The 16,118-nt window shown below is 63.8% G+C and carries 12 protein-coding genes; 6 read left to right on the forward strand and 6 right to left on the reverse strand.

Features of this window, described 5'->3' with window-relative positions:
- The first annotated feature begins 175 nt into the window (after positions 1-175).
- Positions 176-751 (forward strand): superoxide dismutase family protein, encoded by a 576-nt coding sequence (locus tag ACTIGF_RS00795; protein ID WP_439635055.1) that lies wholly within the window; start codon positions 176-178, stop codon positions 749-751.
- Entirely contained in the window at positions 751-1,791 is a 1,041-nt protein-coding gene (locus tag ACTIGF_RS00800; protein WP_439635056.1) for a Kelch repeat-containing protein, read from the forward strand. Before ACTIGF_RS00795 ends, ACTIGF_RS00800 begins: the two co-directional genes overlap by 1 nt.
- Here ACTIGF_RS00800 and ACTIGF_RS00805 read toward each other — a convergent pair.
- A complete protein-coding gene (locus ACTIGF_RS00805; RefSeq protein ID WP_439635057.1) occupies positions 1,788-3,035 on the reverse strand; it encodes a TetR family transcriptional regulator in 1,248 nt (415 codons plus the stop codon). The two genes, ACTIGF_RS00800 and ACTIGF_RS00805, sit on opposite strands and share 4 nt — an antisense overlap.
- A gap of 277 nt (positions 3,036-3,312) precedes the next feature.
- Here ACTIGF_RS00805 and ACTIGF_RS00810 point away from each other — a divergent pair, with 277 nt between their 5' ends.
- Both ACTIGF_RS00810 and ACTIGF_RS00815 read left to right on the forward strand, forming a co-directional pair.
- Complete coding sequence (locus ACTIGF_RS00810; protein WP_439635058.1) at positions 3,313-5,826, forward strand: TonB-dependent receptor; 2,514 nt, start codon at positions 3,313-3,315, stop codon at positions 5,824-5,826.
- 72 nt (positions 5,827-5,898) lie between these two features.
- The gene (locus ACTIGF_RS00815; protein WP_439635059.1) at positions 5,899-6,936 is read left to right on the forward strand and encodes a tyrosine-protein phosphatase; all 1,038 of its coding nucleotides are present in this window, start codon (positions 5,899-5,901) and stop codon (positions 6,934-6,936) included.
- Between the two features lie 73 nt (positions 6,937-7,009).
- Here the strand turns inward: ACTIGF_RS00815 and ssb are convergent, their stop codons facing one another.
- Positions 7,010-7,537 carry a single-stranded DNA-binding protein gene (ssb, locus tag ACTIGF_RS00820; protein ID WP_439635060.1) on the reverse strand — a complete coding sequence of 176 codons (528 nt, stop codon included), beginning with the start codon at positions 7,535-7,537 and terminating at the stop codon, positions 7,010-7,012.
- 222 nt (positions 7,538-7,759) lie between these two features.
- Between ssb and uvrA the strand changes: the two genes are divergently transcribed.
- Complete coding sequence (gene uvrA, locus ACTIGF_RS00825; protein WP_439635061.1) at positions 7,760-10,642, forward strand: excinuclease ABC subunit UvrA; 2,883 nt, start codon at positions 7,760-7,762, stop codon at positions 10,640-10,642.
- A gap of 12 nt (positions 10,643-10,654) precedes the next feature.
- Here the strand turns inward: uvrA and ACTIGF_RS00830 are convergent, their stop codons facing one another.
- The 4 genes from ACTIGF_RS00830 to ACTIGF_RS00845 form a co-directional block, all read right to left on the reverse strand.
- Positions 10,655-11,635, reverse strand: coding sequence for a CPBP family intramembrane glutamic endopeptidase (locus ACTIGF_RS00830; protein WP_439635062.1), 981 nt, complete (start codon positions 11,633-11,635; stop codon positions 10,655-10,657).
- A gap of 1 nt (position 11,636) precedes the next feature.
- Complete coding sequence (locus ACTIGF_RS00835; protein WP_439635063.1) at positions 11,637-12,593, reverse strand: hypothetical protein; 957 nt, start codon at positions 12,591-12,593, stop codon at positions 11,637-11,639.
- A 3-nt stretch (positions 12,594-12,596) separates the two neighbouring features.
- Complete coding sequence (locus ACTIGF_RS00840; protein ID WP_439635064.1) at positions 12,597-13,598, reverse strand: hypothetical protein; 1,002 nt, start codon at positions 13,596-13,598, stop codon at positions 12,597-12,599.
- 70 nt (positions 13,599-13,668) lie between these two features.
- Positions 13,669-14,547, reverse strand: coding sequence for a hypothetical protein (locus ACTIGF_RS00845; protein ID WP_439635065.1), 879 nt, complete (start codon positions 14,545-14,547; stop codon positions 13,669-13,671).
- Between the two features lie 105 nt (positions 14,548-14,652).
- Here ACTIGF_RS00845 and trmFO point away from each other — a divergent pair, with 105 nt between their 5' ends.
- Positions 14,653-16,056 (forward strand): methylenetetrahydrofolate--tRNA-(uracil(54)-C(5))-methyltransferase (FADH(2)-oxidizing) TrmFO, encoded by a 1,404-nt coding sequence (gene trmFO / locus ACTIGF_RS00850; RefSeq protein ID WP_439635066.1) that lies wholly within the window; start codon positions 14,653-14,655, stop codon positions 16,054-16,056.
- Positions 16,057-16,118 lie beyond the last annotated feature (62 nt).

Raw genomic sequence — 16,118 nt, forward strand, 5'->3', positions numbered from 1 at the left:
CTAGCAAGGCCAGAGACAGGCGGCAAACACGGTGCGCGGCTGCCTCCACCGATTTCCGACAGATTTGCGACCTGGCCTGTTTTTTGTTGAAAATCATCACAGACTGCCGCTCTAAGGGTCGCATCGCGCCCGACGCCGCCTACGTTGATAGCGTAGCTTTCAAAGGAGACGCCTCATGACCTGCGCCCTTCGCAGTCTCGCCCTGACGACAGCCCTCGCCGCCACGACGTTTAGCGCCCCCGCGCTCGCCGCCGACCATCATGCCGAGAGCATGTCCGGCGCGATGCAAGCGCACGCCACGCTGATCGACCGGGAGCGCAACGAAATTGGCCAGGCCCGCCTCCAGCAAGGTCCGACCGGTGTTCTGATCACCATCGAGATGGACGGCCTGCCTGACAGCGCGACCGGCTGGCACGGCGTACACCTGCATATGATCGGCGATTGCTCGAACGCGGACTTCACCAGCTCCGGCGGCCATATCAATCCGTCAGGTCGCAGCCACGGCCTGTTGAACCCCGAAGGCCCGGACAACGCCGACCTGCCCAATATCTATGTGCATGAAGACGGCGTACTGCGCGCTCAGCTGTTCACGGACCGCGTCAGCCTGAATGGCGAATATGACGCCCCGGCCCTGCTGGACGACAACGGCTCCGCGCTCGTCATCCATGACAATGAAGACGATCATTCGACCCAGCCCATTGGCGGCGCTGGCGCGCGCCATGTCTGCGGCGTGGTCGAGGCGGCGCATTGATGCTGACCCGGCGCGCGACATTCGCCGGATTGGGCGCTGCCGGCCTGGCTCTGACCTTGCCAGGCCGCGCTTTCGGTCAGGCCGCGGGCGCATCGCCCTGGCGCGCCGGCCCCGACCTGCCGCTGCGCGTTCAGGAAATCTATCCGGCTGTCCTTGACGGCGTGCTGTATGTGGCGGGCGGCTTGAGCCCGGATGTGGGGCGCGACCGGATCGGCGTCTCGGATCGTGTTTTCTCATTGGCGCCCGGCGCGAATCGCTGGCGGGAGCGGGCGCGCCTGCCCGTGCCGCTGCACCACCCCAATCTGGTCGGGCTTGAGGGCCTGATCTACGCCGTCGGCGGTTTCACCGCGCAGACCGGCGGGATGTGGGCGATGAGCAATGGCGTACGGGTCTATGATCCGGACCGCAATCGCTGGCGCAACGGCGCCCCCATGGCCGAGCCTTACGCCGAGACGGTGGCCGTCGCGATGAACGGGCGTCTGCACGTGGTCACCGGCCGCCGCCCGGCAGGGCTGTCAAACAAGGCCTGGTCTGATCACGCCGACACCAACGCCCATATCGTCATGGACCCCGCCGCCCAGACCTGGTCGGTCGCAGCCCCCGCCCCCACCGCGCGCAATTCCGCGGCGGGCGCAGAGCTGGACGGGCGCCTGCATGTGGTGGGCGGGCGCACCGTGACAGGCGGCAACACGCCGGTTCATGAAGCCTATGACCCGCAAAGCGATAGCTGGGAGACCCGCGCGCCCCTGCCCGCGCCTGAAGCCGGGCCGCGCGGCGCCGGCGGCCTCGCCGCCGCCAGCGTCAATGGCGCGCTCTATGTGTTTGGCGGCGAGTGGTTTGATAATTCCGGCGGCGGCGTCTACGCCCAGGTCTGGCGCTATGATCCGCAAACCGACGCCTGGACCGAGATGGGCCGCATGCCCACGCCGCGGCATGGGTTGGGCGCGGTCACGGTGGGATCACAAATCGCCACTATCGGCGGCGCGGCCCAGCCCAGCGGCAGCCAGACTACCGCCATGCTCAACTGGTTCACGCCCTAAGCCCTGGGCAATAGCGTAAGCAGACGGTCACGGTAGAAGTCCCGTGCGGCGGCTGATCGGGCCTGTGCAGGCAGAACCTGCAGCGCGCTCATGGATGACAATCCCAGCAAGGACAGCAAGAACGCATCCTCTCGGACCCAGTCGTCAAGCGTCACTCCGGTCAGATGGGGGAGGATCAAGGCGGTGGTCTGCCCCCGGGACGACAGGATGTGCGCGGCGAACGGCTCCAGCTCGGGGTCGCGAAAGGCCGCGGCCAGCAACTCGTCGATGACCACCATCGGAGCGCTCAGCCCGCCTTGAGCATCCAGCGAAATGCTTGAGCTGGCCTCGGACAGCTGGTCGATGCTGATCGCACTCATTTGCGGCGTGATCTCGCGCGCCTCCGAGGCCAGCCCTGAATAGACGCGCTTGAACGTCGCTTCCAGGATCGCTTCGCGGTTCTTGAAATAATAGGTGGTCGCCGAAAGCGGCACGCCGGCTTCCGAGGCCAGTTGCCGATGCGACAGGCCCGCCGCCCCCACATGCGCCAGCAAGCGCACCGCGGCTTCCAGTATAAGCTCAGCCTGTGGCGACAGGGCTTCGTCCTCATAAAAGGACGCCGCCATTTCACCCGCGCGCGCCTCGATCAAAGGCCGCCAGGGCGCAGATGGCGGCGAGGTTTCGCAGAGCCGCGCACAGAAATGCCGGATCGCCTGCTGCGCCCAGGCGGTCCGGCTGATCGAGGGCGTCACGACCGGAAACAGTCCGACCAGAGCGTGCAGCCCCTCGACCAGAACCCCGGCCTTTTCCGCATCCACACCAAACAGCTCCAGCACGGCGCGCGCGAACGCCAGATCCTGGTCTCGCCAGAGCCGGGCCGTCGGCAGCAATTCGGGAATCCGGCCGACCTGCAGATACATCTCCCGCCGCAGCAAGAGACCGCCGCGCCCCTCATGCGCCTCGGCATAGAGATAGGCGGACAGCCAGTCCCCCATCATGCACGGCGTCAGGCCAAGACCGCTCAAATCCGCCAGCGCCGCCTGATCACGCGCCAGCGCTTGCGCTCTTGCATGCTCGAAAACCGCGACCAGAAGCTCCTGCCGCCCGCCAAGCGCGGTCGTCACCGCCGACGCGCTGGTGCCGGCGGCCTGCGCCGCGGCGCGCGTGGTGACGGCCTTGACCCCGCCTTCCGCCGCCAGACGGGCCGCAGCGTCGATCAACCGCGACGCGGCGGATCCCTTTGAATCAGTTCTCAAGCGCTTCATGCGCGGACCATAGTCCCGCGACACGGCAGATTCCAGCGCCGAACACGTGTTGCACATTCGTATACACCACCAACCCAACCACCCCCTTCAAACCATTACGCGGTTATAAAAACGTCAAAAAGTGCGCCTTTAACTTGTTTAATTACAAGTACTTATAAAAGTGTCTTGGATTTGAACACCAAAGCATCATCAATCCTCCATCAAAAGTTCACTTCGTACAAGTGTATATATTTGGCATGAGCCCCATGCGTTCCAATCGCTGCTCAAGGGGGAAACCATGTTTCGTAGCGCTTTGATTTCCACCGTCTCCATGACGGTTCTCTTCTCCGCCGCGCCCGCCATGGCGCAATCGGCGACCACCGATGAAACCGTTGATGTGATCCGGGTGACCGGCACGCCGATCCGCGACTCCCAGGCTGCAGCGTTGAATCAGAAGCGCGCGGCGGACAATGTCGCCGACATCATCGCCGCCGACACGATCGGGCGCTTCCCCGATCAGAACCTGGCTGACAGCCTGGGCCGCCTGCCGGGCCTCGCCATTGAGCGCGACCAGGGACAGGCGCGCTTCATCAACTTCCGGGGCGCGCCCTTCCGCTGGACCGCGATCGCCTTTGACGGCATTGACGTGCTGGGCGCCGAGAACGGCCGCATTCCGCGCTTTGACTCCTTCCCGTCCGTGATCACCTCATCAGTGGAAGCCAACAAGGCGATCACGCCTGACATGCCCGGCGAAGCGGTCTCAGGCTTCATCAATATCAACACCTTCAACCCGTTTGACCGGGAGGGTTTTTCCGCCTCGGGCGAAGCAGGCTATGGCGAGCAGGAACTGGGCGGCGGCCCGATCAACAAGTATAATTTCCGCGCTTCCTGGTCTGGCGACCAGTTCGGCCTGGTGGTGTTCGGCTCTCACAATCGCCGCAAGCAGATCACCGACAATCGCGAGTTTGATCTGGAGCTGGACAGCTCCGGCGAGCTGATCCTGAACGAAGTCGACTTCCGCAATTACATCGTCGAGCGCGAAGACAACGCCTATGGCGGCACAGCCGAGTTCCGCCCCGATGGCGCGGTGAGCCGGGTCTTCTTCTCCACGCTCTTCAGCGAATTCATCGATCGCGAACAACGCAATCAGTACGTCTTTGATCTGGCGGGCGGCGCCGGCGCCATCGGCGGCGCCGTGGCGCCCGGCGACACCGGCTATCAGCCGCTGGCGCTGGTCAATCGCCTGCTGGAAGACGGCCGGTATCACAACTCTACCTGGACCAACACGCTGGGCCTGGACGGCGAGTTCGGCGACTGGCGGATGGAAGGGCGGCTCAACTATACCGAGACGCGCAACAGCACCTTCCTGCCCATCCCCTATTCCGCCGCGGGTCAGGCTGCGGTCAGCTATGACATCACCAATGTCGAAGACCCGCAGCTGAACGTCTTCGCGCCGTTCAGCCAGACTGAGATTGGTCTGGACGCCCTCAGCTATGCTGCGACGCTTGGCCTGGTCGTCGATGCGACCCTCGATACGGAAAGCTACAAGCTGAAAGGCGATGTCGAACGCGATGTCAGCCTGTTCGGACGTGACAGCGTCATCGGTTTCGGCCTGCAATATGACGCGCGCGAGGCCACCGGCTATGGCGTCACGCAAGCGATTGGCGGCTTCCCCGCCAGTGTCGATATCGCGAGCTTTGATGACGGCACGCCCTGGCGGTCGGACTTCAACAATTCCATTGGCGGAACCTATTACGACAATGAAGGCCTGCGTCAGGCCTGGTCTGACGCCGCCGGCGGGCTGGCCGTCACGCCGGCGGACGATCAGCTGATCGCGCTGGAAGAAGACATCATCGCGTTTTACGGCATGGCGACCGTTGAACTCAGCCGCGGCAGCGTCGTCTTCGGCGCCCGCGTCGAGCACACCGACTATACGTCCGAAGGCCCGCAATTGCAGACCGCCTATTCAGACGATTACGTCACCGTGCTGCCCAGCCTGCACTTCAATTTCGATCTGACCGATACGCTGAAATTCCGCGCTTCGGCGTCCACCGGCATCAGCCGCCCGACCTATAACGAACTGCGCGCCAGCGCCTCGGTCGACCCCACCAGCCAGACCGTGGCGGGCGGCAATCCAACGCTTGACCCTGAAACCACCTGGGGCGGCGATCTGGCGCTGGAATGGTATTTCGCCCCCGCAAGCATCCTGTCTGCCGGCGTGTTCCACCGCACTGTGGACAATGTCATCTATTCTGACAGCACCAGTATTGACGGCGGCGTCTATCTGCCAAGCGCGGCGGGTGAAGTCTGGACCCTGTCCGGCCCGGTGAACGGCAGCAACGGCTCGCTCTCCGGCCTCGAGATCAACCTGATCGGCCAGGCCAGCTTCCTGCCTGAAGCGCTGAGCGGCTTCGGCGCCTCGGCCAACCTCACCCTGCTGGACAGTGAGTTTGAAACCCAGTCGGGCGTGACCTTCTCACTGCCGGGCGCTTCGGACATGATCTGGAACGCGTCTGTGTTTTACGAACGCTTCGGCCTCTCCGCCCGCCTGAATTACCAGTATCGCGACGCCTGGCTGTCGACGACCGAGAACGACTCCCTGGCGGAATACTGGGACGCCCAGCAGCGTCTGGACGCCTCGCTGCGCTACAGCCTGCCCACCGCGCCGGGCGGCGTGGCGGTCACCCTGTTCGCCAACGCCAACAACCTCACCGACGAAGTCGATGTCCGCTACGCCGGGCAACGCGCCACGCCGAACCAGGTGGAAGGCTATGGCCGCCGCTTCCTGGCGGGCGTGCGCCTGGATTTCTGATCCAAGACCCACGGCGCGCCAGGCAGGGGTCTGGCGCGCCGTTTCTTTTCTCAAAACAAATAAGGAGCTGACATGTTCGCCCTGACCCTCGCGCTCGCCCTGACGGCCGCGCCCCAAAACGCCAGCGCCACGCTGGAGACCGACCAGTATGTGATCGAATGGACCGCCGAAACGCCGGTCGACGTCTATGTCGCCCGCTCGCCGAGCGGCGACGACGCACAACTTGTCAGCGAGAACGACTCAGATGGGACTCACACGATGCCCCGCTCTGACACGCAAGACCGCACCTATTTCCTGCTCCGCGACGAAACCGGCGCTGAAACCGTCACGGCCCTGCGCCTGCTGCCGCTGGAAGGCGGCCGCAATTTCCGCGATCTGGGCGGCTACCAGACCCGCGACGGGCGGACCGTTCAATGGGGCAAGATCTATCGCTCGGGCGTGATGAACAGCCTGACCGCCAATGACTACCGCTATCTGTCGGGGCTCGGCATCAGCGTCATCTGTGATTTTCGCGCCGCGTCCGAACGCGATAACGAGCCGACGGACTGGCAGGCCGGCGAAATCGACTATGTCGCCTGGGATTATGAGATGGATCCGTCCGCCTTCATGAGCGCGTTTGCAGACGGCGAGATGAGCGCGGAGCGGTCCCGCCAGGCCTTCATGGGCTTTTATCGTCAGACGCCTTACGAGTTCGCTGACCGCTATGCGGTGATGTTTGACCGTCTGGCCGAGGGCGATCTGCCCCTGGCTTTCAATTGTTCGGCGGGCAAGGACCGCACGGGCGTCGCGGCGGCGCTGCTGCTGAGCCTTCTGGAGGTGGATCGCGAGACCATCGTGGCCGATTACGCCCTGTCTGACGACTATGTGGACTATATGGCCGAGATGCAGAGCCATCAGTCCACCGAGATCGACCCCGAAGATCCCATGTACGCCTTCACCCAGCTGCCGCCAGAGGTGATTGCGCCCTTCATGGCCTCGGACCCCGACTATATCCGCGCCATGTTCGACCAGATCGAAACTGATCATGGCGATGTGCAGACCTATCTGCGCGAGGTGGTCGGCGTCACCCACGCCGAGCGCGACGCCATCCGCAACGCCTTGCTGCGCTAAAGACGGCGACCGTCTCAAACAAAAAGCCCGGCGCGCTGCGCCGGGCTTTTCAGTTTCGTCTCGCGGACAGACCCTAGAACGGGATGTCGTCGTCCAGGGTGTCGGAGGTGAAATCCTCGCGCGGGGCGTTGCTGCGCTGACCGCCGCCTTGTCCGCCGCCCTGGTTGTAGCCGCCCTGGCCGCCGCCGGAGCGATCATCCATCTGGTTGTTGTTATAGCCGCCGCCCGCACGGTCGCCGCCGCCTTCGCCGCGGCCGTCCAGCATGGTCAGCTCGCCGCGATAGCGCTGCAGCACCACTTCGGTGGTGTATTTGTCATTGCCGTCGCGGTCCTGCCATTTGCGGGTCTGAAGCTGGCCCTCGATGTAAACCTTCGAGCCTTTCTTCAGATAGTTTTCCGCGACCTTGGCCAGGTTGTCGTTGAAGATCACGACGTTGTGCCATTCGGTCTTCTCGCGGCGTTCGCCGGTGGATTTGTCGCGCCAGTTTTCCGAGGTGGCGATGCGCAGGTTCACGACCGGATCGCCGGAATTCAGGCGCCGCACTTCAGGGTCGGCGCCCAGATTGCCCACCAGGATCACCTTGTTTACAGAACCAGCCATACCGCGTCTCCCGCTTGTCTTTCGCGTCGTATTTGTTCACATTCCGTTCCGCGCGTCAATTAAGGCGCGAGTCGGGTGTTAACGAAGCCTATCCCGCCTCTCCTGTCCATCGCCGGGCGCCGCTGTCGGCGCCTATACGGTGGATAGAGACGCGGCGGAGCCCTAAGTAACGCCCGATACGCCCGCCCGGCCCGGCCGCCAGCTAAGGACTTTGCGTCACCCATGACTGACAAGCTCAAAACCATTTCCGTGCGCGGCGCGCGCGAGCACAATCTCAAAGGCGTGTCGGTGGACCTGCCGCGTGACGAGCTGATCGTGTTCACGGGGCTGTCGGGATCGGGCAAGTCCTCGCTCGCCTTCGACACCATCTACGCCGAGGGCCAGCGCCGCTATGTGGAAAGCCTGTCCGCTTATGCGCGTCAGTTCCTGGAGCTGATGAGCAAGCCCGATGTGGACTCCATCGAAGGCCTGTCGCCCGCCATCTCGATCGAGCAGAAGACCACCTCGAAAAACCCGCGCTCCACCGTGGGCACGGTGACCGAGATTTACGACTATATGCGCCTTCTCTGGGCGCGGGTGGGCGTGCCGTATTCGCCCGCCACCGGCGAGCCGATCTCGGCGCAGACCGTGTCGCAGATGGTGGACAAGATCACGGCGCTTGGCGAAGGCGCGCGGCTTTATCTGCTGGCGCCCATCGTGCGCGGCCGCAAGGGCGAATACCGCAAGGAATTCGCCGAGCTGCTCAAACAGGGCTTCCAGCGCGTGAAGGTGGATGGCGAGTTCTATGCGCTGGAAGAGGCGCCCGAGCTCGACAAGAAATTCAAGCACGATATCGATGTGGTGGTGGACCGGGTGGTCACCAAGGAGGGGCTCGAACAGCGCCTCGCCGACAGCCTGGAGACCGCGCTCAGGCTCGCCGACGGCATCGCCATGGCGGAGTTCGCCTCTGATCACGGCGATCACAAGACGGGCGAGCGGATCATCTTCTCGCAAAAATTCGCCTGTCCGGTCAGCGGCTTCACCATTGAAGAGATCGAGCCGCGCCTGTTCTCGTTCAACAATCCGTTCGGCGCCTGCCCGGCCTGTGACGGGCTGGGCCAGAGTCTCGAATTTGATGAGGACATGGTTGTCCCCGATCGCGACAAGTCGCTGTATGACGGCGCCGTGGCGCCGTGGAGCCGGGCGACCTCCAAGCTCTATCAGCAGACCCTGCAGGCCATCGCCGACCATTACGGCGCCAGCATGTACACGCCCTGGCGCGATCTGGACGCCAGCTTTCGCAAGATCGTGCTCCACGGCACGAAGGACAAGATCAAGTTCACCTATGAGGACGGGCTGCGCCAGTTCACCACCTCCAAGGCGTTTGAAGGGGTGATGCCCAATCTGCAGCGGCGCTGGCGGGAAACGGACTCCACCTGGGTGCGCGAGGATCTGGCGCGCTTTCAGTCCGCCCAGCCGTGTGATGTGTGCGACGGCAAACGCCTGAAGCCCGAAGCGCTGGCGGTGAAGATCGACGGCGCGGACATCTCCATCGCCGGGGAGAAATCCATCAAGGCGGCGCTGCGCTGGTTTGAAGCGGTGGAAGACACGCTGTCGGCCAAGGAGCAGGAGATCGCGCGGCGCATCCTCAAGGAAATCCGCGACCGCCTGAGATTCCTGGTCGATGTGGGCCTGGATTATCTCACGCTCAGCCGCGCCTCCGGCACGCTGTCGGGCGGGGAGAGCCAGCGCATTCGTCTGGCCAGCCAGATCGGCTCGGGTCTGACGGGCGTGCTCTATGTGCTGGACGAGCCGTCCATCGGCCTGCACCAGCGCGACAATACGCGGCTTCTGGATTCCCTGCGCGGCCTTCGCGATCTGGGCAACACCGTGCTGGTGGTCGAACACGATGAAGAAGCCATCGAGACGGCCGATTATGTGGTCGATCTGGGCCCCGCTGCGGGCGTTCATGGCGGCGAAGTGATCGCGGCGGGCACGCCGGCGGAGATCGCCGCGAACCCCAAATCGCTGACCGGTCAGTACATGTCCGGAAAGCGCATGGTGCCGGTGCCGGAACAGCGCCGCCCGGTGGACCTGAAACGCGCGGTCACCGTGAAGGGCGCGACCGGCAACAATCTTCAGAACATCGACGCCGCCTATCCGCTGGGCGTGATGACCTGCGTCACCGGCGTATCGGGCGGCGGCAAATCCACCCTGACCATCGAGACGCTCTACAAGGCGGCGGCGCGGCGCCTGAACAAGGCCTCCGCCGTGCCCCTGCCCCATGACACGGTGGAAGGGCTCGACCAGGTCGACAAGATCATCGATATCGACCAGAGCCCGATCGGGCGTACGCCGCGGTCCAACCCCGCCACCTATACCGGCGCCTTCACCCCGATCCGTGAATGGTTCGCCTCGTTGCCGGAAGCCAAGACCCGCGGCTACAAGCCGGGCCGTTTCTCGTTCAACGTCAAGGGCGGGCGCTGTGAAGCGTGCCAGGGCGATGGCGTGGTGAAGATCGAGATGCACTTCCTGCCCGACGTCTATGTGGAGTGCGATGTCTGCCATGGCGCGCGGTTCAATCGCGAAACGCTGGAAGTGACCTTCAAGGGCAAATCCATCGCCGACGTGCTCGACATGACCGTCGAGGAGGCCGCCGACTTCTTCAAGGCGGTCCCGTCCGTGCGCGACAAGATGGAGACGCTCAAACAGGTGGGGCTGAGCTATCTGAAAGTCGGCCAACCCGCCACCCAGCTGTCAGGCGGCGAAGCCCAGCGGGTGAAGCTGTCCAAGGAACTCGCCAAGCGTTCCACCGGCAAGACGCTCTACATCCTCGACGAGCCCACCACCGGCCTGCACTTTGAAGATGTGCGCAAGCTCCTCGAAGTGCTCCACGAGCTGGTGGATCAGGGCAATACGGTGATCGTCATCGAGCACAATCTCGACGTCATCAAGACCGCCGACTGGCTCTTGGATCTGGGCCCTGAAGGCGGCTCGGGCGGCGGCGAGATCGTCGCTTGCGGCACGCCAGAACAGGTGGCCAAGGTCGAGGCCAGCTGGACCGGCCGCTATCTCAAACCGCTTCTGGAGCGGGATGTGGCGCGTCAGAAGAAGCTGGCGGGGTAGCGCTGGACGCGCTCACCCCTTCCGCCCGCGCATGATCAGACCGATCAGCATCAGTGCGCTCAACCCGCCCATGGCGATGAGCTGGGCGTAGGTTTCAGGGCCAAGGCTGACGGAATCCGCGCCGGCGAGGCCGGTTGCGGAGCTGAACACCTGGGCGACGGCGGTCTTGATCGTCTGATCGGGATCGGACGCCAGGAGCGCGAAGGTCGGCGCGATGACGGCGACCGCGTTGAACGCGCCATGAGCCGCGGCGGCCTCGACGATGGAGCGCCGCCACAATGCGGTCAGCGAGAAAACAAGCCCGGTCAGCCCGATGCCCGACAGCGCCAGCACGCCGAACATCAGCCCCGAGATGAAGACATGGGCGTGAAGGAGCGCGAAGGCGAAGCTGGCGACAAAGACGCCGACAGGTTTGCCCCAGCGCGCGGTCAGCGCGCTCATCAGCCAGCCGCGAAAGACCAGCTCTTCCACCCCGCCCTGGATGAGAAACCCCGCGAACAGCGCCGCATATCCGATCAGGGCGGTTTGGGTGATCGCGCGGGTGACCTCCATCGCGCCCAGGCTGTCGGCGTCAGCCATGCTCGCCCCCGTGCTCAGAAGGGCCGCGACCACGCTGACCAGCACCACCAGAAACACCCCCAGCGGCAAGCCCAGAATGTAGCGCCCGAAAAAGCCCCGTCCCTCAAGGCCGATCGTCGAGAGCGGGCGGCGCTCAAACAGCTTCACCCATAGCAGCGTCATCGCCGCCCAGCTGATGAACTGCAACAGCATCAGCGGCAGCAGCACGGTCAGTGTGTTCTCGTTCAGCGCCTGCTGGGCGGCCAGCGGGTCGGTCTCGCCTGACGAGACCGTCAGGACGATGGTGTAGATGATCGTCCCGACCAGCACCGGCACGGACGACGCGACATACCCCGCCACCATCAAGCCGACCGCGCCCCACCCCCAGGTGCGACGCGCGGTTTCAGGCCAGGGCGCATACAGCGCTTGGGTCATCTCAAGGAGCTTTCTCAGAAGGGTTGGGCATGGAGAGCGCGAGTTTGGCGCTGATGCCGCGTCCGATGATCATCACGAGGCCCATGCTGAGCATCACGGGCGTCAGTACGAGCGCAGTAATCAAGGCCTGGTCCACGCCAGGCATCAACAGCGCATACAGCCGCATGGTGATCATCGGGTCTTCAGGGTTCTGGAGCAGCATTTCAAACGTATTCGCAACTTGGTCCCCGACGCTTAAGGCGATGGCGCCGTAACTGACGACCATCACCAGCATGTAGAGGATCAAGAACAGAACCCATGCCAGTGTGAGGCCAAGCACATGCCGCCGACCGGCGCGGATCGCGCCCCCGATATCATAGCGCCCGGACAGGGCATGCGCCGGCAGGCCGGAGAAGACTGACAGGATGGCGACCAGGCCCAGACCGCCGATGAGGCAAAGCGCAATCACAACCAGGACGGCGGCGACTGCGCTGTCGCCGGTCCCGCTCTCTGCGGCCAGCATCGCAAACACGATACCGATCATGATCACGAAGAACAGGACCAGAAAGGCCGCCAGATAAACGCCAAAGAGGATCAAACCACTCAGGGTCAGACGACCGATGCCCGCCCAGCCGGGCCAGAGGGTGAACCGGCCACTCATGAACAGCGTGAGCCAGACCGCCTCCATCCAGATCCAGAGCGGGACACTGAGAAGAGAGATGAGCGAACTGGCGGATGAAAACTGAAGGCTCAGGGCATAGGCTTCGGCGGCATCGCCCATGTCAGCGGCCTGCACGCCCGTGCGCGCCAGCTCTCCGAACAGAACGAACTGCCCCACCGCCATAACGACATAGATAAGGGTGTGCCCGATCAGAAGGGTCAGCACGGCTCCGGGCCGGGCGCGAAAAACCTCAACGCCGAAGCTGAGCGCCCCGCCCACCGTGAACCGATGGGCGGAAGGCGTCGTCATGTCAGTCATGGATCAGCCCTCGCTGGGCGCCTGGCCCACAGATTCCGCGGGCGCTTCAAGCGGCGTATCGGGAGCGAAACCGCCATCATGGCGCACCGCCACATAGGCGCCGACGCCTTGCCAGCTTCCCTGCACGAACATGTCGAAGATCAGCTGCAAGATGAGGACGATCGCGGCCATCGCCCAGAACAGCGGCGAGTCCAGAGCATCCAGAAGAGCCTCCATCATGAGGTCCGGATCACTCGTCTGTTCAAAGCTGATCAGCGCGCCCACCAATTCTGACGATCCGATCATCATGAACGCCTGCTGCATGACGCTCAGCACTACGTAAGCCATGAGAATGGCGAAGAAGAGCACCACATAGGACAGGAACATCCAGAACATCACGCCCTGAGCGGCGGCGAAGCCGTCAAAAATCTTGATGCCGCGCTGACGCACGGTCAGCGAGGTCGCAGGCGCGAGCCCCAGAAGGAAAATGATCCAGCCAACGATGACGATCACGGTCAGAAGCGTGTTGACCAGGGCCTGAACGGCGACCCCGCCCGGCTGGCCGCCCATGGTAAGCCCTGCATTGACGACGGCGAAGAGCATGATGGTCAACACGCCAGCCGCCATCATCAACAGCCAAATCACGATATTGACGACCAGCAGACGTAATTCGTCCGCGCCCAGGCGGATCGGCAGCCCGACCACCACCTGATCCCGCGCCAGAAGGCGAAGCCAGGCGCCCTGGATCATGAGAGCGGAGATCAGGATGCCGAGAATGCCCAGCATGTAAAAGCCCATGCCTTGCAAGGCGGCCTGCGCCATCTCCGCGTCGCTCGGATCCCCTTTGCCGCCATACTCAAGCGCCATTTCGAGCAAGGGCCAAAACCCGTAAAGCATCAGCGCGCCAAAGCCCGCATATAGAAGCACTTGCCACAGGCCGATCCACGCCACGCTCAATGGTCGTTGGCCAAACACCTTCAGGAAATAGAAGGTGGCGTCGATGAAATTATAGCTGGGCTTGGACATTCTTCCCCCCGCGTGTCCGAACAAAGCACTCGCGTGAGACGATAGCTCAGACTGGCGCGAAGGTCCCGCCTTAATCGGGAGAAATCTCGCCTTCCAGCTTGTAAACGCTATAGAGCGCGCACAGGGCCGCGATCAAAGGCGCCGCCAGAAGCGCAATCTTTGCAACGCCGTAGGCAGCGCTGACCAGAAGGAAGAGCACAGGGTTCACGATCAACGCCCCCGCCTCTCCAGAGGCCGATTGTGCAAGGGCCGGCCCTGCGCCCAGCAGGGCGACGCAGACCGTATTGAAGACGGCCAACACAACGATGCCGGGCGCCAGGCTGGCCAGCCCCGTCAGCGCGATCTCGACGCTGCGCCCGCGCGACGCCGGCCAGATGGACAGCACCCGGATGGCGCCCGCTTCCAAAGTCGCCGGCGCGGTCAGCGCCAGCCGCGTGATCAGCCACAGGCTGAACACCAGGAAGACCGCAATCAAGGCGAAGGATACCGCCAGCGCGACCGGCCCCATCAGTTCAAACAGATTGACGTATCCGTCGGGCTGCGGCGCGCCGGGGTCCATTTCAGTGAAGGCGAGACCGGCGATCATGAAGGCCATGGCCACGCCCGCCGTCATCAAGATGATCACCAGCAACAGCACGACCAGCGCCAGCGCCCAGAGTAGCCGTCCCTCGTCTCCGCCCAGCGTCAGGCCGAACATTCCCTTCTTCGGAATGCCCAGCGCCAAACGTCCCAGGCTGGCCCAGCCGATGACGAAAGCGCCGAATGCGACCGCCATGAAGGCGATCGCCGCGGGCGCCGCGCCCGGCGCATAGGCGCCGGCATAGGCCGTCAGCAGCGATTGCACGGCGAACACGACGCCATAAAGCGCGCTCGCCGCCAGAACGGGAGCCGGATTTTCCAGAACAAAACGGTAAGCGGCGCCCACAGCGCGAAGATCAATCAGTCTCATGGGACGCCAGTTAGCCCGAAACCGCCCCTGCGCCAAGCATCAGGGCGCCGAAAGCCTGTGCGCAGACAATTGAGCCGCGCCGTCATCAAGACTATATGACGCGCCATGACAGATATGACCCCGATCCACATCATTGGCGGCGGCATGGCCGGCTCCGAAGCGGCCTGGCAGGCTGCGAACGCCGGCGTGCGCGTCGTGCTCCATGAGATGCGCCCGGTGCGCGGCACCTTCGCTCACCAGACCGAAGGCCTGGCCGAGCTGGTGTGCTCGAACTCGTTCCGCTCCGACGATGCGGAGACGAACGCGGTGGGCCTGCTGCATGAAGAGATGCGGCGCGCCGGATCGCTGATCATGGCGATGGGGGACACACATCAGGTGCCCGCCGGCGGCGCGCTGGCCGTGGACCGCGAGGCCTTCTCCCAAGCGGTGACCGCAGCGCTGGAAAACCATCCCAACATCGAAATCGTCCGCGAGGAAATCACCGGCTTGCCGCCCGAGGACTGGGACAGCGTCATCGTCGCCACCGGCCCCCTCACCTCGCAAGCGCTGGCCGAAGCGGTTCACGCCGCGACCGAAGAGGGCGAGCTGGCCTTTTTCGACGCCATCGCACCGATCCTTTATGCCGACTCCATCAATATGGACGTGGCGTGGAAACAGTCGCGCTATGACAAGGGCGAGACCGAGGAAGACAAGGCCGCCTACATCAACTGCCCCATGGACAAGGACCAGTATGAGGCGTTCGTGGACGCCCTGCTGGCGGCGGAAAAAACCGAGTTCAAGGAATGGGAGAAGGACACGCCCTATTTTGACGCGTGCCTGCCCATCGAGGTGATGGCCGAGCGCGGGCGTGAAACCCTGCGCCATGGACCGATGAAGCCGCGCGGGCTGACCAACGCTCATGATCCTGAAACCAAGCCCTATGCGGTGGTGCAGCTGCGCCAGGACAATAGCTTGGGCACCCTGTTCAACATGGTCGGCTTTCAGACCAAAATGAAATACGGCGCACAGGCGGACGTGTTCAAGATGATCCCGGGTCTTGAGAACGCCAGCTTTGCGCGCTTGGGCGGCATTCACCGCAACACTTTCCTGCATTCGCCCAAGCTGCTGGATGGCTTGATGCGCCTGAAAGCGCGCCCCGCCCTGCGCTTCGCGGGCCAGATCACCGGCGTTGAAGGCTATGTGGAAAGCGCGTCCATGGGACTTCTGGCGGGCCGTTTCGCGGCGGCTGAGAAATTGGGGCGGGCCGTCACCCCGCCGCCGCCCACTACGGCGCTGGGCGCCCTGCTGACCCATATCACCACGGGTCATGTGCCGGGCAAGAAGGGTGCGTTCCAGCCGATGAACGTCAATTTCGGCCTTTTCCCCGATATCGAGGCGCCCACCAAGGACGCCGAGGGCAAGCGCCTGAAGGGCAAGGACAAGTCCGTCGCCAAGAAACGCGCCATGAGCGCGCGCGCCCTGTCAGATTGTGACGCCTGGCTCAATGGAGTTTCTCAAGCGGCTGAATAATAAGCTTTTACGGAAGTTTCTCTTGTTTAGAGCGTTTTTTGCGAACTAAACTCCCCCTCACA

Origin of the sequence: Oceanicaulis sp., assembly GCF_051859625.1 — a bacterium.
In the GTDB taxonomy this organism is placed as follows: Bacteria; Pseudomonadota; Alphaproteobacteria; order Caulobacterales; family Maricaulaceae; genus Oceanicaulis.